The organism is Neptunomonas sp. (assembly GCF_041601355.1).
Taxonomy (GTDB): domain Bacteria; phylum Pseudomonadota; class Gammaproteobacteria; order Pseudomonadales; family Balneatricaceae; genus Neptunomonas.
This window is the reverse complement of sequence record NZ_JBFIIH010000010.1, coordinates 20,031-38,367: the sequence shown is the minus strand read 5'-3', so window position 1 is coordinate 38,367 and position 18,337 is coordinate 20,031. Positions and strand designations below refer to the sequence as shown.

Genomic DNA, 18,337 nt, shown 5'->3' with positions numbered 1-18,337 from the left:
TCAACCCGATATCATCGATTTTAGCGCCAGACGAATCAGCTCTTCAGTACTGACATTCATTCCTAGTTGCTGCTCTGCCTGAACAACCGCTTTGGTCGCATGTACTGGCTTGTAGCCTAATGCCACTAAGGCGCTTTCGGCCTCTTCTCTGCAACCCGCTGAGTGCTGGGCCTGATTTGGCAGATCCGTTCCGGTTAATTGGAAATCGGCAGGTTCATCTTGCTGGAAAGTTTTAAGCTTGTCTTTTAATTCGACAATCAGGCGCTCTGCTGTTTTTTTGCCTACACCTGGAATACGCGTCAAGGCTGCGGCATCTTCTCGTTGTAAACAACCAATAAACTCTTCTGTTGTCATGCCCGAAAGGATAGAGATCGCCATTTTAGGGCCAACACCATTCGCTTTAATCAGAGAGCGAAACAGGCTACGTTCCTTTTTATCGATAAAACCATAGAGCAACTGAGCATCTTCACGCACAACAAAATGCGTATGTAAAAGAACAACCTGGCCAATATCTGGTAGACGAAAAAAGGTATTCATCGAAGCTTCGACTTCATACCCGACTCCATGTAAGTCCAGCAGCAGATGCGGCGGCTGCTTTTCGATTAACTCACCCTTTAAGCGCCCTATCACAGCAATACTCTCATCCCGTTAAAAACATGGATAAATATACAGTATAACTTACCTAATACCAATCGATTCATACGCAGTGAAATCAACAAATTAGTCGTGCCAAGATCTCTAATCAAATAATGCCGCCACAAACTCTTCTGCTACGAAAGGGCGTAGATCATCAATCTGTTCACCCACGCCTATGTAACGAATAGGCAATTGCAACTGCTTAGCGATGGCAAATATAATTCCGCCCTTGGCGGTACCATCCAGCTTAGTCAATGTGATACCCGTCACTCCGACAGCATCTTTAAAGATCCGGGCCTGACTCATTGCATTCTGTCCGGTACCCGCATCCAGAACGAGCATCACTTCATGCGGTGCAGACATGTCTTTTTTACGCATTACGCGCACGACCTTTTCCAGCTCCTGCATTAAATGATCTTTATTCTGCAAGCGCCCGGCGGTGTCCGCAATCAATACATCAACATTCTTGGTTTGGGCTGACTGCAACGCATCAAATAGCACAGAAGCAGAGTCTGCGCCGGTATGCTGGGCGATAACCGGTACGTTATTTCTTTGCCCCCATACTTGTAGCTGCTCTACGGCTGCCGCTCTGAAAGTATCACCCGCGGCCAACATGACTGACTTTCCTTCAGCCTGAAAGCGTTTAGTCAATTTGCCGATAGTGGTCGTTTTACCAACGCCATTCACTCCGACCATTAGAATAACGTAGGGCTTGCACTGCGTATCAATCACCAGCGGCTGCTCAACCTGACCAAGCAATGCTGCTAACTCCTGCTTCAGCGACTGATGTAATGCCTGAGCATCAGCCAGCTGATTTCGCGCCACCCTATCGGTTAACCGGCCAATAATTTCGGTCGTGGCTTCAACGCCAACATCGGCGGTTAGCAGCAAGGTTTCGATATCTTCCAGTAACTCATCATCAATTTCTTTTTTACCCAGAAACAGATTACCCAGTTTCTCAGACAAATTCGCCTTGGTCCGGCTTAAACCCGCCTTCATACGAGCAAACATACCCTTTTTAGCCGGCTCTTCGCCCGCTGCTGATGTTGCCGCGATCGCAGGCGCTTGCTTTGCCTCATTTGCGAGCGTTGCTTCATCTGCCGGCTCGGGTTTTTCTTCATCTAGCGGCTTAATTTCAGCAGCCTGTTTAGCTTCTGCTTTAGCTTCTGTTTCAGATTCTGGCTTGGGGGCGACAACGACTACGTCCTTTTCAAGGGTCTCAGCGACCCTATCTACAGAAGGTTCTTCCTTTGCTGGTGTGATGTTGTTTGCCACTTCAGGCACAAGACTAACCGGATCAGGCTCTACAACGTCAGAATCTACAGGCTTGATATCATCGGGTTTACTTTCTTGCTTTTCTTGAGACTGCTCGACAACTTCAGGCGCCTTTTCTTGCGACTCTTCGCTGGATGAAAATATTGATCTCAGCTTCTTAAACATGCTTGTTCCTCAAAACACTTGATATGCCAAAAACTAATGAAAAAATGCAATAATAATGTGTTGCTTACGGCTATGATTTCAAAAGAAATATCTTATCATAGTGCAGCGCTGCACAAACCCATTCAACGAAAATTGTAGGGAACTATGGACTTTATCTGGATTCTATTTGCATTTGTTTGCGGCTTGGCCGTAAAACTACTCTCCCTGCCTCCACTTATAGGGTTCCTGTTAGCGGGTTTCGTACTGCATTTCATTGGTGTCGCACCGACAGAGTCACTTAACACGTTAGCCGACCTTGGCATTACCCTAATGCTGTTTACCATTGGCCTTAAACTACATGTCTCCTACCTGTTTAAACGGGAAATATGGGCCAGCACACTCTCCCACATGGGCATCTGGACATTGCTGTTCGGCTCCTCTTCTCTATTACTTGCCGTCGTCGCGTTTCCATACTTTACAGACATGAGCTTTCAAGCAGCTGCCATACTGGGCTTCGCGCTAAGTTTCAGCAGCACCGTATGCATTATTAAACTTCTTGAAGAAAGTGGCGAGATGAAAACCCGGCATGGACAAATTGCCGTGGGAATTCTGGTTATGCAAGATGTTGTTGCCGTTATTTTCCTGGTTTTTGCCACCGGTAAGATCCCGTCTATCTGGGCGCTGGGCTTGTTCGGACTGATTTTTATTCGCCCGCTTTTGGATGCCTTACTCAACAGAGCCGGACATGGAGAGATGCTGCCACTCACCGGTTTTTTCCTGGCTTTGGGTGGTTATGAACTTTTCTCACTGGTGGGTGTTAAAGGCGACTTAGGTGCTCTTTTATTCGGAGTACTCCTCAGCCATCACTCAAAAGCGAGCGAACTAACAAAGTCACTATTAAGTTTTAAAGACCTCTTTTTGATTGGCTTTTTCCTCTCAATTGGGTTCACTGCCTTACCTAACTGGTCAATGATAGGCATGGCAGCCATGATTTCCAGCCTGATTCTTATTAAATTTGTACTATTTTTCTTCATATTCACACGCTTGAACCTGCGTGGCCGAACATCGTTTCTCTCCGCTCTGGCCTTAAGTAATTTCAGTGAGTTCGGCCTGATTGTCACTGCGCTGAGCGTAGATTCCGGCTGGATCAATAAAGAATGGCTGGTAATTCTGGCACTCGCGGTATCATTTTCATTTATTTTAACCAGTTTATTCTACGGCCACGCCCATCAAATTTACGGACAGTACAAAAACCTGATCAAGCGCTTCGAAAGCAATACACGCCTGACAGAAGATCTTTTTATCCAACCAGCCCGTGCAGAAATACTGGTTATTGGTCTTGGGCGCGTAGGTAAAGGCGCCTTTAAAGCACTGCAGAACATGGTAGATCAACGTGTCGTAGGTATGGATGCTGACCGGTTACGTGTTAAAGAATTCCAACAACAAGGGCTGAATGTGTTTTTTGGGGACGGTGAAGACGCTGATCTGTGGGAAAGCTTTGATTCCTCTGCTATCAAGCTTGTTTTACTTGCATTGCCTTCGATCGAGGATGATAAGAACATTACCATTCAACTACGTAACGCAAATTATCAGGGACAAATAGCAGCGATAGCGCGCTTTCAGGATCAGCGTGAGCAGCTTATCAGTGCGGGTATTGACAATGTGTTTAACTTTTATACCGAAGCAGGTATTGGTTTTGCCGAAGAGAGCTTAATGCTAATCGGCGAACTGCCGGCAGAAAAACAACCCAAGCAAGAGTTAACACTGGCCAGAGACTAATCTAATAACAATCTAATAGAGGGGATAAAAAAACCTGCATGGCAGGCCATGCAGGGAACAAAGAAGTAGAAGTAAATCTGTCCTGATAGGCAGTCAGATTTACCACATCCCCACTTCAAACAGTTAACTCAATTAAACATAAAACACTACCATTTAAAATGAATCGCCGGGTATGCGAACCCATCCTTCCATCAACACACGGGCACTGCGGCTCATGATTGCTTTGGTTGCGGTCCATTCACCATCAACCTGTTTCGCTTCGGCGCCAACTTTTAGCGTGCCCGATGGATGACCGAAAGTGACTGTACTACGTTCACCGCCACCCGCCGCCAGGTTAACCAGCGTACCCGGAATAGCAGCCGCCGTTCCGATAGCAACGGCGGCAGTCCCCATCATCGCATGGTGTAATTTACCCATAGAAAGAGCACGCACCGCTACATCGATATCATCGGTAGTTACTTGCTTCCCACTGGAAGAAACATAGTTCTGCGCAGGAGCACAGAAGGCAACTTTTGGCGTGTGCTGACGAGCGACTGCTTCAGAAACATCCTCTATCAGCCCCATGCGAACTGCACCGTATGCGCGGATCGTTTCGAATCTTTCCAGTGCAGCAGGGTCTCCATTAATCGCCTCCTGAAGCTCTGTACCCTTGTAGCCTATTTCATCAGCATTGAGAAAAATAGTCGGGATACCCGCATTAATCATGGTGGCTTTAAAAGTACCGACACCCGGCACTTCAAGATCATCAACCAGGTTGCCTGTGGGGAACATAGAGCCTTCGCCATCAGCGGGATCCATAAACTCAACCTGAACTTCGGCTGCCGGAAAGGTGACACCATCAAGCTCAAAATCACCGGTTTCCTGAACTTCGCCGTTGGTAATGGGCACATGCGCAATAATAGTTTTCTTGATATTAGCCTGCCAGATACGCACGACACACACACCGTCCTGTGGGATGCGATCTGCATCGACCAGACCACCACTAATGGCAAAGGCACCTACAGCTGCCGTGAGGTTACCGCAGTTACCACTCCAGTCAACAAATGCCCTGTCGATCGCTACCTGACCAAACAGATAATCAACATCATGCCCTGGCTGGCTGCTCTTATCCAAAATAACCGTTTTACTGGTGCTAGAGGTTGCGCCGCCCATACCATCTGTTTGCTTGCCATAGGGATCTGGGCTACCAATCACGCGCAAAAGAATTTTATCGCGCGCTGCACCAGCAACCTGAGCACTTTCAGGAAGATCCTGACGGCGGAAAAACACACCTTTACTGGTACCGCCACGGATATAAGTAGCGGGGATTTTAATCTGCGGGACGTGTGACATAATTTCTTATCCTGTCTACTTTGGCCTGGCTACTGGGGCCTGGCTAATGGGGCGCTGTTTTCTCAATCAACACCATTGCTAAGAAAAACCTTAATAACGTCAGCTGCGACTTTACTTTTCTTTCAGTCGTCTGTCAGCCATGACTCAACAGAAGCAATGAAGGACTTTCTTCTTCAAAACACCATTCTCAATACTAAGAATAATATTGAGAATGGTACCGGTATGCACTGTTGTTTACAGTTCGCAGCCACTGCCGCGAACTGTAAACAACACATAACAACGCTTACCGGTTACCTGGCAGATACAATGCTTAAGCGTTTCCTTCCAGAAAATCCTGAGCAAAACGTTGTAGCACACCACCCGCCTTGTAGACATGAACTTCGGCAGCCGTATCCAAACGACACGTCATGGGTACTTTAACCGTTTCGCCATTGGTACGATGAATAATAACAGTCAGCTCTGCACGAGGAGAAATATCGCCTTCTACATCAAAGGTTTCTGTACCATCAATAGCGTAGGTTTTACGTGTTTCACCCGCTTTAAATTCCAGCGGTAATACCCCCATACCAACAAGGTTAGTACGGTGAATACGTTCAAAGCCTTCCGCCATAATCGCTTCCACACCTGCCAGACGCACACCTTTCGCAGCCCAGTCACGTGATGAACCCTGACCATAATCAGCACCCGCTACGATAATTAACGGCTGCTTACGCTCCATGTAGGTTTCAATCGCCTCCCACATACGGCTCTCTTTGCCTTCCGGCTCAATACGTGCCAGTGATCCCTGCTTGACGTTACCGTTTTCATCCAGGCACATTTCGTTAAGCAATTTAGGGTTAGCAAACGTTGCACGCTGTGCTGTCAGGTGATCACCACGATGCGTGGCGTAAGAGTTGAAATCTTCTTCCGGCAAACCCATTTTGGCGCAATATTCGCCTGCAGCACTAGACGCCTGTATGGCATTTGATGGGGACAGGTGATCGGTTGTGATGTTATCGCCAAGCACGGCCAGTGGACGCATACCTTTCATCGTACGCTCACCCGCTAAAGCTCCTTCCCAGTAGGGAGGACGACGGATGTAGGTGGTCTGTGGACGCCAGTCGTACAGCGGACTAACAGATTTTTCTACCGCACCCAAATCAAACATCGGGATATAAACCTGGCTGAATTGCTCAGGCTTAACGGCCTTGGCAACAATCGCATCGATCTCTTCATCACTCGGCCAGATATCTTTCAGAGTGACCGGCTTACCGTCTTTATCAGTACCCAGTACATCTTTCTCGATATCAAAACGTATCGTACCGGCAATCGCATAGGCTACTACCAGCGGAGGCGACGCCAGAAACGCTTGCTTAGCATACGGGTGGATACGGCCGTCGAAGTTACGGTTACCGGACAATACGGCGGTGGCATACAGATCACGATCAATAATCTCTTGCTGAATCACAGGATCCAGCGCGCCACTCATACCATTACAGGTAGTACAAGCGTAACCGACGATACCAAAGCCTAACTGTTCCATCTCAGACAGCAGGCCAGCTTCTTCCAGATACAGTTTGGCAACCTTAGAACCGGGGGCGAAGGAGGTCTTAACCCAAGGTTTACGCCCCAGACCCAGCTCGTTGGCTTTCTTAGCTATTAAGCCTGCCGCCACGACGTTACGTGGGTTAGAGGTATTGGTACACGAGGTGATAGCGGCGATAATAACCGCACCATCAGGCATCAGGCCATCAGCCTCTTCAGCCTTAGCCGCTGCCAGCATGTCGTCGCCAGCGATACCGCGCTCGTTCAGCGCAGAAGTTGGCAGACGGCGATGCGGGTTAGACGGGCCAGCCATGTTGCGAACAACCGTGGACAGATCAAATTCAAGAACACGTTCATATTCAACGTTTTCCAGATCGTCCGCCCATAGACCGGTCAGCTTAGCATACTGCTCAACGAGAGCCACCTGCTCAGGTTCACGGCCAGTCAACTTCAGATAATCAATGGTCTGCTCGTCAATGTAGAACATACCCGCAGACGCACCAAACTCAGGTGTCATGTTGGAGATAGTTGCACGGTCACCGATGGTTAGGTTTTTAGCACCTTCACCGAAAAACTCCAGATAAGCGGATACCACTTTCTGATTACGCAAGAATTCAGTAATGGCCAATACGATGTCAGTCGCAGTAATGCCTGGCTGACGTTTACCGATCAACTTCACACCAATAATGTCGGGTAGGCGCATCATAGATGGCAAACCCAGCATGACGGTTTCAGCTTCAAGACCACCCACCCCAATCGCGACAACACCTAAGGCATCTACGTGAGGGGTATGAGAGTCAGTACCGACACAAGTATCCGGGTAAGCAACGCCGTCACGCGCCTGGATTACCGGAGACATTTTCTCCAGGTTAATCTGGTGCATGATGCCATTACCGGCAGGAATCACATCGACGTTATCGAATGCAGTCTTACACCACTCGATAAAGTGAAAGCGGTCATCGTTACGACGATCTTCAATCGCACGGTTCTTTTCAAATGCATCGGGATCAAAACCAGCCGCTTCTACCGCCAGAGAATGGTCAACGATCAGCTGAGTAGGGACCACAGGATTGACTTTAGATGGATCACCACCTTGTTCAGCAATAGCATCACGCAGACCGGCCAGGTCAACTAAGGCTGTCTGGCCTAAAATATCATGACAGACAACACGTGCAGGGTACCAAGGAAAATCTAACTCACGTTTGAATTCAATAAGCTGCTTCAGTGAGTCGGTCAGCGTTTCCGGATCACAACGACGTACAAGCTGTTCGGCTAACACACGAGAGGTATAAGGTAGTTTTGCATAGGAACCAGGCTGAAGGTCTTCGATTGCAGCACGCGTATCGAAGTAATCCAGTTTTGTGCCCGGTAATGATTTGCGATATAAAGTATTCATAGCTTACTCCATCGAGTAATGTTCAGAGAGGCCGGGCAGGCACAACAAAATGCCTACCCTCTTCTTAATCAACGTTCAAAACGAATCAAAATCAGCCGCGGTTTGCGATATCAACCCAATCCGCAGAATCAGGGCCTGTATAGTCGGCGCTCGGGCGTATGATTCGGTTATTCGCACGCTGCTCCATAACATGTGCAGTCCAGCCTGCAGCACGTGAACATACAAAGATCGGAGTAAACAACGCAGTCGGAATTCCCATGAAATTGTATGCCGATGCATGGAAGAAATCAGCATTACAAAACAGCTTTTTCTCACGCCACATAACCGCTTCAACACGCTCAGAGACAGGGAATAACACCGTATCACCTACCTGTGCAGAGAGTTTACGAGACCATTCTTTGATGATGGCATTACGTGGATCAGACTCACGGTAAATCGCATGCCCAAAGCCCATAATCTTATCTTTACGCTCCAGCATACCCATGATTTCCGCTTCCGCTTCATCAGGCGTTTTCCAGTCCTGAATCATATCCATGGCCGCTTCGTTTGCACCACCATGCAAAGGACCACGCAGTGTTCCAATCGCGGCGGTTACACAGCTATGAATATCAGACAGCGTAGAAGCACACACACGCGCTGCAAAAGTAGAGGCATTAAACTCATGCTCTGCATACAGAATCAAAGAAGCATGCATAACATCTATATGCAATGGGTCCGGCTTTTTACCATGCAGCGTCCACAAGAACTGCTCACCGATAGAGTCTGCACCAGTTTCTACGTCGATACGCTTGCCATGATGACTGAAGTTATACCAGTAGTTAATCAGCCCCGGAAACACAGCCAACATACGGTCGATATGATCACGTTGCCCGGAGAAATCCTGCTCTGTTTCCAGATTACCCAACATAGAACACCCCGTACGCATGACATCCATCGGATGTGCATTGGCAGGAATTTGTTCCAAAACAGTTTTTAGTGCTGCCGGTAATGAACGCATACCTTTCAGGCGGGCTTTGTAAGCATCTAACTCTGCTTGTGTTGGTAAAGCTCCATACAACAACAGATATGCCACTTCTTCGAATTGAGCTTTATCAGCCAATTCTTTAATGTCATAACCACGGTAAGTCAGACCTGCACCGGTTTGCCCCACAGTACAGAGTGCAGTCTCACCAGCAGACTGACCACGCAGGCCTGCACCACTGAGTTTATTTGCTTCTGCCATCCGGTTTCTCCTTCTGTCATTGGGAGGGTTACCCTCCCGCGCCAGTTTATTTCTAATTATTGAGTTAAAATCTTGCGATTACGGCTAATCAACAAATTTACTTATTTTTACCTTCTGCAAAAAGCGCATCAAGTTTCTGTTCAAAATCGTGGTAGTTCAAGAAATCGTAAAGCTCCATACGTGTCTGCATCGTATCAACTACCGCTTTCTGATCGCCATCGCGCAGCAATGCTTCGTATACATTCAAAGCAGCTTTGTTCGCTGCACGGAAAGCCGAAAGTGGGTACAACACCATACTAGCGCCATTAGCTACCAGCTCTTCAGTATTAAACAAAGGGGTCGCACCAAACTCAGTGATATTCGCCAGCAAGTGCGCACCATTAATGCCATCCGCAAACGCTTTGTAATCTTCCAGTGTATGCACGGCTTCCGCAAAAATACCATCAGCACCGGCTTCAAGGCATGCCTGAGCACGATCTACGGCAGAGTTAAGGCCTTCCATCTGAAAAGCATCGGTACGTGCGATAATAAAGAAATCATCATCTGTTTTAGCGTCAACAGCCGCTTTAACACGGTCAACCATTTCCTGAGGAGAAACGATCTCTTTGTTCGGACGATGTCCACAACGCTTCTGAGCAATCTGATCTTCGATATGAACTGCGGCAGCGCCTGCTTTAGTCATCTCTTTAATAGTACGAGCGATGTTGAAAGCTCCGCCCCAACCCGTATCAATATCAACCAACAACGGTGTTTCTACTGCACTGGTGATACGACGTACATCTTCCAGAACATCGTTCATGGACGTCATACCCAGATCAGGCAGACCATAGGATGTGTTTGCAACACCGCCCCCTGACAAATAGACGGCTTTGTGGCCCACCCGCTCAGCCATCATTGCATGATAAGCATTAGTTGCACCAACGATCTGTAGTGGTTTTGCTTCTAGTAGCGCTTTGCGGAAACGTCCGCCTGCAGTCAGTTTAGCCATGTTTTTCCCCTTTGAGGTCGGTTGATATATTCAGCTTCTCTTCAATATTCTTGCGCGCTGCACTGACATGCCGGCGCATCAAAATCTCTGCTAACTCAGGATCCCTCGCTTCAATCGCATCAACAATCTGTCGATGCTCTTTGAGTGCGCGCGTGGGACGAGAACTCGATACACTGAATTGATAACGGTACATACGTACCAAGTGGTACAGATCACTGCCGAGCAGTTCCAATAATGTGTCGTTTTTACTGCCCTGCACAATTCGGTAATGAAAATCCAGATCGCCCTCTTTTTGAAAGTAGGATCGACCATCCAGCTGTGTTATTGAGCGATCATGCTCATCTAATAAAACTCGCAGGCTGGCTATCTCTTCATCTGTCATGAACTCTGCCGCCATGCGACACGCCATGCCTTCTAATGCTTCGCGAACCCGGTATATTTCGATCAGTTCTTTTTCGTTAAGCTTTACGACTCGCGCACCAATGTGTGGTTTACGTTCAATTAACCGCAGTGCTTCAAGTCGTCTCATTGCTTCTCGTAAAGGCCCACGACTGATACCGTAAATACGTGCCAGTTCAGGCTCACTAATCTTCTGGCCGGGAGGTATTTCACCGACGACGATGGCATTTATTATTTGTTCGCACACTTTATCGGCTAACGTACGACTTTCTACCGGAGCTTCATTCATTATTTTTATATCTGCCATTACAATCTGCCTGCTAGGATTGTCGACAATCTTTTATAAAACCAACGATACATCGCCATTTTAGGCGCGTCAACCGTATAAAAGAATAAAGTTGTCAACACTATACAAAAGTTTAAGAGTATTCCCTTATTATTATCGACTCAAGACTAGCGAAACCTCAGGGTCTCCTCATTCATTATTCTGGCTATCTGCCGAGGCTTCTGAAAAGGCAAAGAATGGTCTGTCCCGGGCACCATAAAATAGTGCCAATTCGGCAGGCCTTCTGCCATATCTCTATGGTATTGATGCATCAGATCAACACTCAGGCCGCCTATGAGACTGGTCACATCACCCTGCGCGGCAACTAACGACTCTCTGTCAATACTGTTAATCGCTTCTGTTACACAATCCAGTGCATAGGCAAAACCCAGCGGCCTTCGCCCTAAACGCGACGCGGTCAGATCATCAATTTGTACTGATGTCCTACGATTTGGCGATATAGTGTCCATAAAATTACGAATACCGATATCCCGATTATCACTACGCAAATGATTTGCTGCCTCACTATAACGCTGTCGTAACTGAAGTGTAGAATCCCAGCAAGGTCGATCCAATAATGCCGACTCTAATAAAAACTGCTTTTTCACCCGCTCTGAGTGCTGTTGTTTAAACAGCATGCATACCATCCCGCCAAGAGAGTAGCCTCCCAGATCAAACTCCCACCAGCCCAGATGGTCCACCAGCGCATTCAAATCTGCCACCAGCACCTGAGCACTGAAAGGATATTCGCAACGGTCAGGGTAATAGGTATCACCCATGCCGCGCTGATCAGGCACTAATATCTCTTGCCATTGCGTCAGCATTGATGCAATCAACCCCCAGGTATCTTCCCCGGCAACTCCCGCGCCATGCAGTAATACGAGTTTTTTATCATTATCTATTTTGGGGTTTTTATAGATACGGTAGGTAATGACCTGATCTGCTACATGCAGTTCTTGTCGACTGGCATTCTGGCCATTTCGCATAAATGAATCCAATTCCTGTAAATTGTCTACAATCCAGTATACGTGAATCAACCTTCAGATAAAGACAGGCAAAGAGTAACTCTCGTGATCCATATGCTCGCTATCCATAAGTAGGATGCGTAAAATGCAGTTCTTTTTTCATTAATAAAGGTCCATCGGGTGCTTAAACGCATTTCACTGTCATATAAAACCAGCACCACACGCTACTTTGAACGTATCAGAGGCATGGGCAATGCCGTTCTGCTAGACAGTGGTAAGCCCGACAGTGAGCGGGGGCGTTTTGATATTCTGGTGGCGGCTCCTTTATGCCAGTTAAGCTATCAGCATGGCGTACTCACCGGTAATAACCTGCCTATTGATATTTCAACGAATCAGGATCCGTTTGCAGCACTTGAAGCGCTCTATCAGTACTCGCGAAGCAGTCAGACTGAAGCGCCCGCACAGACACTGACTGAAACACATGATGAGCTACCATTTAATGGAGGGCTAGTAGGTCATTTCAGCTACGACCTGGGCCGGGCGCTGGAAGACCTACCCGATCAAGCCATCAATGATACGCTTCTACCGGAGATGCATGTCGGCTTGTATAGCTGGTCCATTATTATCGATCACCTCACGCAAACTGCCTGGTTGAATGGATCACACCTTATTAGTGCCACTGCCTTTGATAAAATTGCAGAGCAGGTCTCTAAAGCATCACCCCGTGTAAATACAGCATTTCATTTAACTTCCGGGTTCGCCAGTAATCTGAATGAGACAGAGTACCATCAGGCATTGGCAAAAATTGATGACTATATCCATGCAGGTGATTGCTATCAGGTCAATCTGGCACAACGATTCAGCGCAACGTGCAGCGGAGATCCATGGCACGCTTATCAACAACTTCGCACTGCCGCACCAACACACTACGCGGCCTATTTTGATACACCACATGGCGCCGTTCTGTCGCTGTCTCCTGAGCGCTTTTTAGCGACCGATAAAGACGGCCATGTCATTACCCAACCAATTAAAGGGACACGCCCTCGCGGAACAGACCCGCAAAAGGATCAACAGCTGGCAGAAGAGCTACGCCACTCAAAAAAAGACCAGGCTGAAAACGTCATGATAGTCGACCTGCTGCGCAACGATCTTAGCAAAGCCTGCCAGCCCCATAGCGTCAAGGTTCCTTCACTGTTTGCCGTTGAGAGTTATAAAAATGTACATCATCTGGTGAGTACAGTCATCGGCACACTGGAACCTGACGAGTCACCGGTTAGCCTGTTGCGACACTGTTTTCCGGGCGGCTCTATCACTGGCGCGCCCAAAATAAGATCTATGCAAATCATTGACGAGCTGGAGCCACATCGGCGCAGCATCTATTGCGGCAGTATTGGCTACATCAGTACAACCGGGCAGATGGATACCAGCATTACCATTCGAACACTACTGGTCGAAAAGAATAAGATCCATTGCTGGGCAGGTGGGGGAATTGTGGCCGATTCAATTAGTGAGATGGAATATCAAGAGACTTACGACAAGGTTAACAACCTACTTTCTACACTAACGGCTCTGTGAGTCTACCCAATATAAAGCCCGGCTAATCGTAAGAAGATATAAGGAAGGGAGCTAAGTCACTTGCCTACGGTAACCCACCCAATCATTCAGGGTTTTCGGATTTAGCTCGATCTTCTTTCGAGATGTAACGCGGCTTAGTAACAGGGTTGAGCTTACTATTAGCTTTTTTGGCCCGCTTAATAAGAATACTATTTATTTTTTTCTTTCTGTTCATGAGTCCACTGCAGCTTTATAAAAATATGTTCGAAGCTTATTGTAAAGCTATCTGACTGGATATGAAAATTACCCGTCAGCTCTCTATGTCAGGTTTCAGACTAAGCGACAAACGATTGCCACGATAACAACGCTTGCTTAAAATCCGGCAAGCCACAACCCGCGTACGATTCTTCATCATAAAGGTTAGTTTCTTCTGGGAGCTCGTCATCAAAACCCAGATCAAGCGCTAAAGCAATGACTTCAATTTCATGTTGATTGAGCCGCAATTGAAACTCTTTGCCCGACTGCTGGTAATCGCTTATTGCGCCTTGCTCAAGTGTTTCAACAATTGCCACTAATTGATTAATTTGCTGCTGATCATCAGACAGCTCTTCAGAAAACCAACGACCTATCGCTTCGGCTCCCATGGAAAATTTAGCCTGCGGACGTCCTGACTCATCAATACTAAATTCGTAGTCCATAGCGCTCTCTGCTGATTGCTGATCTGAAAGTTACATAACGGGGCGCGCATTCTACATCAATTTAAGAATAAAGCGCCCCATTGCGCTCCAAATGCGTTAGATATAAACGCATCTCAAACTCTAACTGATGGTATTCGGGCAGCATATATTGGCAAAGCTGATAAAAAGCTTTGTTATGCTCTTTCTCTTTCAGGTGAGCCAGCTCATGCACAACAATCATATTCAAGAACGCTTCAGGCGCTTTTTTGAAGATAGCACTTATACGAATTTCATTTTTACTTTTCAGTTTGGCGCCCTGAATCCGCGACACATAACTATGCAAACCTAATGCATTATTGATCACATGTATCTTACTGTCATAAGCAATTTTGCTCAGCGGAACTGACTTCTTCAGATAGCGATTTTTTAGCGCCATGACATATGCGCGTAAATATTTATCGTTACTAATGTCGTGTGTATCCGGATATTTTTTCAGCAAAAAATCAGCCAGGCGCTGCTGTTCAATCATTTGCTTAACTTGACTTTGCAACTCTGGCGCATACGCAGAAAGGTATTTCAAAGAGGACATAAAGTGGCACCACTACACATAACTAACTTCTTTACTCAATCAATAACCTGGAGACTCAGTACATTTAATCGCCTGATAGAGCGAGACCCGGATTGAAGGACTCCAATAATCATCAGGCAACCCTGCCTTACGCTTTAAATGCAGCAAAAAATCTTCCGTCTGTGGCAGCGTTTCCCATACTGCCGGCAAGAAGGTTGCCCGGCGAGCACCCTCTTCCAGTATCACGCCATCAATACCGGGACGAAGTATATCACGCAGCGCTTCTTCACTATCAATATTCAATGCAACGGCAGGGGTCAATACAGAAACCTCAATCTGGATCAGATCAAACTCATTGACTGTTAAGGGTAAAAAACGAGGGTCACGAAATGCCGCATTATATGCATTGTGCCAAACGTCCAGCATAAGAGGCTGACTGGCGTGAAGTGACCCTATACAGCCACGCAACATTCCTTGCAGCTTCAGCGTCACAAAAGTCGCAGCGTTTTCATCCGATAACAGTTCTGCGGGATTCTGATCCCATTGCCCGGACAACGCCTGCTGGATGGACCTTCTGGCACAAGCAACGAGCGCCTTTTTTTTCTCGTCATTCAACTCAATAGACGACATAACAACCATAGCCAACCACTCGGTTTTTATCGCCTACGGTGTCGCCACTATTACCGAGCGCCATTTTTATTATCACCATGCTCTGCCTTTTAACCGCCAGTAAAAAGCCATTCAAAGCATGACAACCACACGCCTCTGTCGGCTTAATATCATGATCCGCATTCATTATTTTCAGGTCAGTATGTGCATCAATCTGTAACGCGTTTTCATAGGTATGAAAATGGCTCAGATCTGTACTGATAATGACGAGAGTCTTCGGCTCAGCCAGTATTGGCTCAATAATGTCCGCCACTACGGAAGCCGGGCACTCACCCACCACCACCGGCACGATGGGTGCGCTAATCTGCAAATATTGCAAAAAAGGCAGCTGAACCTCTAAACAATGCTCTTCAGCATGCACCTCATCAGAAGCAATTACCGCCGGAAACCTTAATAATGAAGCAATCGCTTTCTGATCGACGGGTAACTCACCCAAAGGAGTAGAGAAGAATTCACTTTCAGGCACAGCGCAGCCATCTAACGGCACCCTATGATTCGGACCAAAAAGATAAACCCTGTCGAAGGATTCGCCTTTTTTTAACAGGCCATATCCCTGACCAGCAATGGGCCCGGAATAAATATAACCGGCATGCGGTACGATTAATGCTTTTGGATGAGTAGGGCTGTGTTGCGGCAACATTTCAGATAATAAATGATATAAATCCGTTTTGGTTTGCGGATAAAATAGTCCGGCTACAGCAGCAGGTCGAATACTCATAATGCTACCCTCCCCGATCAATATATTTTATATTGTCTATATAGATAGTAAACCGGTGAGACTTATGAATCCAGATCATCATGAAACTCTTTTCTGGCATCGGCTGGATGCGAAGCGTATTCAGTGTGATCTTTGTCCTCATCACTGCTCTTTGAAAGAGGGGCAAAGAGGGGTTTGTTACGTCCGTGGGAATGAAAACGGGCAAATGAAATTACACACGTATGGACGATCAAGTGGTTTTTGTATTGATCCTATCGAAAAGAAACCACTCAATCACTTCTTGCCGGGGTCCGCGGTGCTTTCCTTTGGAACGGCGGGCTGTAACCTCACCTGTAAATTTTGCCAAAACTGGGATATGAGTAAAGCCAGAGATATGGACCGGCTTTGCGACCAGGCGTCTGCTGAACAACTCGCACTAACTGCTAAGCAATATGGGTGCCGCTCAATCGCCTTTACCTATAATGATCCGGTTATTTTTCTCGAATATGCTGAAGATGTTGCCACTGCCTGCAGAGCCGCCAATATTAAAAGTGTTGCTGTAACAGCCGGTTACATTACCGATATCGCCCGCCCCCGCTTTTTCTCATCTTTCGATGCCGCCAATGTCGACCTGAAGGCCTTCACAGAACGTTTTTATCAGCATATCTGCGGAGGCCAACTGAGTACAGTGCTAGACACCTTACTCTATCTCAAACACGAGACAACGCTCTGGTTTGAGATCACCACTCTGTTAATTCCAGGTGAAAATGATTCTGACAAAGAGATAGAGGCATTATCCCAATGGATTCGAAATAACTTAGGGCCCGATATACCCTTGCATTTTTCGGCATTTCACCCCGATTGGAAAATGCAGGATACACCGCCAACACCGACGTCCACTTTATTAAGAGCACGCAAGATAGCATTAGCGAATGGTATCAGATACGTATACATAGGCAATGTACACCATGCTGAGGCGAGCTCTACCTACTGTCATCATTGTCATACCCTGTTGATTGAACGCGACTGGTATGAACTCGGCGAATGGCACATACATGATGGAAAGTGTGAAAAATGCCAGACGCCTATCCCCGGTATTTTTGAGGACCAGCCCGGCGACTGGGGCGCTAAACGCAGAGTAGTACGTATCAACCCTGCTTAAAAATCAACCTTGCTGAAGAAGCAAAGATTAAAGCTCGCGCTCCAGAATAGAACGCAGATCATTCAAATCATTGATAGTTTTAACTTCAAAAAAAAGTTTTTCAGCTTCACCACGTTGCGGGCGCATCATATGTAGCCATTGTTTAATACGGCCATGAACATATTTAGGCGGTAACTTCTGTTCTACGAAATCAAAGTACTCGAGCAACAGCCGCATAATCTTTGACCATGCTTGTCCCTCTGAGCTTTGCCCTAACTGAAAACTTTTAATCATCAGGCCTAACTCGGGTCTGGCAATCAGGCCCCGACCAATCATCACATCATCACAACCACTGAGTTCACGGCAACGCTGATAATCTTCACAGTTCCACACTTCCCCATTAGCGACAACAGGCAGATCGACTCGCTCTTTAATACGTCCGATCCACTCCCAATGCGCCGGTGGTTTATAACCTTCTACTTTTGTACGCGCATGCACAGCCAGACTATCAGCCCCCGCTTCCTGAATAGCCAAGGCATTATCTATCGCCAGGGATTTATCCAGATTGCCGAGGCGCATTTTCGCCGTCACCGGGATATTGGCCGGCACGGCCTGCCGTACCGCTCTTACGATGTCATGGATGATATCTGGCTCATCCAGCAAGACGGCACCGCCACGGTGTTTGTTCACTGTTTTGGAAGGACAACCAAAGTTAAGATCAATGGCAGGCGCACCCATCTGCGCAGCACGCACAGCATTCATGGCCAACAGCTCTGGCTCGCTGCCAAGCAATTGAATCACGACAGGAATACCCGAAGCAGTAGTGCCCTGATTTGCCAGTTCAGGTGCAGATTTGAGAAACTCTTTTTCAGGCAACACATAGCCAGTAATGCGGATAAATTCAGTCACACACAGATCCACTCCGCCTAAACGGCTGATAAGATGGCGCATAGTCGCATCGACCACACCCTCCATCGGAGCGAGTATGATTTTACCTGTCTGTGTATTCACTTTAGTGGCGTTCATGTTTATGCTTTAATCACTAT

Annotated in this window: 17 protein-coding genes; 3 read left to right on the top strand and 14 right to left on the bottom strand. The window is 47.1% G+C overall.

What is annotated here, in order from left to right; translation table 11 throughout:
- Positions 1–630 carry a Holliday junction branch migration protein RuvA gene (gene ruvA, locus ABY436_RS03100; RefSeq protein WP_372737564.1) on the bottom strand — a complete coding sequence of 210 codons (630 nt, stop codon included), beginning with the start codon at positions 628–630 and terminating at the stop codon, positions 1–3.
- 108 nt (positions 631–738) lie between these two features.
- Positions 739–2,076: a signal recognition particle-docking protein FtsY gene (ftsY, locus tag ABY436_RS03095; protein ID WP_372737563.1), complete on the bottom strand. Its 1,338-nt coding sequence runs from the start codon at positions 2,074–2,076 to the stop codon at positions 739–741.
- Positions 2,077–2,220: 144 nt separating this feature from the next.
- On the opposite strand from ftsY, the gene ABY436_RS03090 reads away from it, so the two are divergent.
- A complete protein-coding gene (locus ABY436_RS03090; RefSeq protein WP_372737562.1) occupies positions 2,221–3,834 on the top strand; it encodes a cation:proton antiporter in 1,614 nt (537 codons plus the stop codon).
- Positions 3,835–3,987: 153 nt separating this feature from the next.
- Here the strand turns inward: ABY436_RS03090 and prpF are convergent, their stop codons facing one another.
- The 6 genes from prpF to ABY436_RS03060 form a co-directional block, all read right to left on the bottom strand.
- Positions 3,988–5,166 carry a 2-methylaconitate cis-trans isomerase PrpF gene (gene prpF, locus ABY436_RS03085; RefSeq protein WP_372737561.1) on the bottom strand — a complete coding sequence of 393 codons (1,179 nt, stop codon included), beginning with the start codon at positions 5,164–5,166 and terminating at the stop codon, positions 3,988–3,990.
- A 310-nt stretch (positions 5,167–5,476) separates the two neighbouring features.
- Complete coding sequence (acnD, locus tag ABY436_RS03080; RefSeq protein ID WP_372737560.1) at positions 5,477–8,086, bottom strand: Fe/S-dependent 2-methylisocitrate dehydratase AcnD; 2,610 nt, start codon at positions 8,084–8,086, stop codon at positions 5,477–5,479.
- A gap of 91 nt (positions 8,087–8,177) precedes the next feature.
- Positions 8,178–9,308: a 2-methylcitrate synthase gene (gene prpC, locus ABY436_RS03075; protein ID WP_372737559.1), complete on the bottom strand. Its 1,131-nt coding sequence runs from the start codon at positions 9,306–9,308 to the stop codon at positions 8,178–8,180.
- A gap of 97 nt (positions 9,309–9,405) precedes the next feature.
- A complete protein-coding gene (gene prpB / locus ABY436_RS03070) occupies positions 9,406–10,296 on the bottom strand; it encodes a methylisocitrate lyase (protein WP_372737558.1) in 891 nt (296 codons plus the stop codon).
- Positions 10,289–11,002, bottom strand: a complete 714-nt coding sequence (locus ABY436_RS03065; protein WP_372737557.1) for a GntR family transcriptional regulator — start codon at positions 11,000–11,002, stop codon at positions 10,289–10,291. The genes prpB and ABY436_RS03065 overlap by 8 nt, the downstream gene beginning before the upstream one ends.
- 146 nt (positions 11,003–11,148) lie before the next feature.
- The gene (locus ABY436_RS03060) at positions 11,149–12,006 is read right to left on the bottom strand and encodes an alpha/beta fold hydrolase (protein ID WP_372737556.1); all 858 of its coding nucleotides are present in this window, start codon (positions 12,004–12,006) and stop codon (positions 11,149–11,151) included.
- A 159-nt stretch (positions 12,007–12,165) separates the two neighbouring features.
- On the opposite strand from ABY436_RS03060, the gene pabB reads away from it, so the two are divergent.
- Positions 12,166–13,560, top strand: a complete 1,395-nt coding sequence (gene pabB / locus ABY436_RS03055) for an aminodeoxychorismate synthase component I (protein ID WP_372737555.1) — start codon at positions 12,166–12,168, stop codon at positions 13,558–13,560.
- A gap of 82 nt (positions 13,561–13,642) precedes the next feature.
- Here the strand turns inward: pabB and ABY436_RS03050 are convergent, their stop codons facing one another.
- From ABY436_RS03050 to amrB, 5 genes are all read right to left on the bottom strand, one after another.
- Entirely contained in the window at positions 13,643–13,774 is a 132-nt protein-coding gene (locus ABY436_RS03050) for a DUF2986 domain-containing protein (protein ID WP_372737554.1), read from the bottom strand.
- A gap of 100 nt (positions 13,775–13,874) precedes the next feature.
- Positions 13,875–14,237 (bottom strand): YacL family protein, encoded by a 363-nt coding sequence (locus tag ABY436_RS03045; protein ID WP_372737553.1) that lies wholly within the window; start codon positions 14,235–14,237, stop codon positions 13,875–13,877.
- 61 nt (positions 14,238–14,298) lie between these two features.
- Positions 14,299–14,805, bottom strand: a complete 507-nt coding sequence (locus ABY436_RS03040; RefSeq protein WP_372737552.1) for a YgjP-like metallopeptidase domain-containing protein — start codon at positions 14,803–14,805, stop codon at positions 14,299–14,301.
- Between the two features lie 39 nt (positions 14,806–14,844).
- A complete protein-coding gene (amrA, locus tag ABY436_RS03035) occupies positions 14,845–15,414 on the bottom strand; it encodes an AmmeMemoRadiSam system protein A (protein ID WP_372737551.1) in 570 nt (189 codons plus the stop codon).
- Positions 15,401–16,171 carry an AmmeMemoRadiSam system protein B gene (gene amrB / locus ABY436_RS03030; RefSeq protein ID WP_372737550.1) on the bottom strand — a complete coding sequence of 257 codons (771 nt, stop codon included), beginning with the start codon at positions 16,169–16,171 and terminating at the stop codon, positions 15,401–15,403. The genes amrA and amrB overlap by 14 nt, the downstream gene beginning before the upstream one ends.
- A 64-nt stretch (positions 16,172–16,235) precedes the next feature.
- Between amrB and amrS the strand changes: the two genes are divergently transcribed.
- Positions 16,236–17,312 carry an AmmeMemoRadiSam system radical SAM enzyme gene (amrS, locus tag ABY436_RS03025; RefSeq protein ID WP_372737549.1) on the top strand — a complete coding sequence of 359 codons (1,077 nt, stop codon included), beginning with the start codon at positions 16,236–16,238 and terminating at the stop codon, positions 17,310–17,312.
- 27 nt (positions 17,313–17,339) lie between these two features.
- Here the strand turns inward: amrS and ABY436_RS03020 are convergent, their stop codons facing one another.
- Entirely contained in the window at positions 17,340–18,317 is a 978-nt protein-coding gene (locus tag ABY436_RS03020; RefSeq protein ID WP_372737548.1) for a tRNA dihydrouridine synthase, read from the bottom strand.
- Positions 18,318–18,337 lie beyond the last annotated feature (20 nt).

Coding starts and splice junctions, on each gene's coding strand:
- ABY436_RS03090 (WP_372737562.1), top strand. CDS start 2,221: ATGGACTTTATCTGGATTCTATTTGCATTTGTTTGCGGCTTGGCCGTA.
- ABY436_RS03060 (WP_372737556.1), bottom strand. CDS start 12,006: ATGCGAAATGGCCAGAATGCCAGTCGACAAGAACTGCATGTAGCAGAT.
- prpF (WP_372737561.1), bottom strand. CDS start 5,166: ATGTCACACGTCCCGCAGATTAAAATCCCCGCTACTTATATCCGTGGC.
- ABY436_RS03020 (WP_372737548.1), bottom strand. CDS start 18,317: ATGAACGCCACTAAAGTGAATACACAGACAGGTAAAATCATACTCGCT.
- prpC (WP_372737559.1), bottom strand. CDS start 9,308: ATGGCAGAAGCAAATAAACTCAGTGGTGCAGGCCTGCGTGGTCAGTCT.
- amrS (WP_372737549.1), top strand. CDS start 16,236: ATGAATCCAGATCATCATGAAACTCTTTTCTGGCATCGGCTGGATGCG.
- ftsY (WP_372737563.1), bottom strand. CDS start 2,076: ATGTTTAAGAAGCTGAGATCAATATTTTCATCCAGCGAAGAGTCGCAA.
- acnD (WP_372737560.1), bottom strand. CDS start 8,086: ATGAATACTTTATATCGCAAATCATTACCGGGCACAAAACTGGATTAC.
- ABY436_RS03065 (WP_372737557.1), bottom strand. CDS start 11,002: ATGGCAGATATAAAAATAATGAATGAAGCTCCGGTAGAAAGTCGTACG.
- ABY436_RS03045 (WP_372737553.1), bottom strand. CDS start 14,237: ATGGACTACGAATTTAGTATTGATGAGTCAGGACGTCCGCAGGCTAAA.
- amrA (WP_372737551.1), bottom strand. CDS start 15,414: ATGTCGTCTATTGAGTTGAATGACGAGAAAAAAAAGGCGCTCGTTGCT.
- ABY436_RS03040 (WP_372737552.1), bottom strand. CDS start 14,805: ATGTCCTCTTTGAAATACCTTTCTGCGTATGCGCCAGAGTTGCAAAGT.
- amrB (WP_372737550.1), bottom strand. CDS start 16,171: ATGAGTATTCGACCTGCTGCTGTAGCCGGACTATTTTATCCGCAAACC.
- prpB (WP_372737558.1), bottom strand. CDS start 10,296: ATGGCTAAACTGACTGCAGGCGGACGTTTCCGCAAAGCGCTACTAGAA.
- ABY436_RS03050 (WP_372737554.1), bottom strand. CDS start 13,774: ATGAACAGAAAGAAAAAAATAAATAGTATTCTTATTAAGCGGGCCAAA.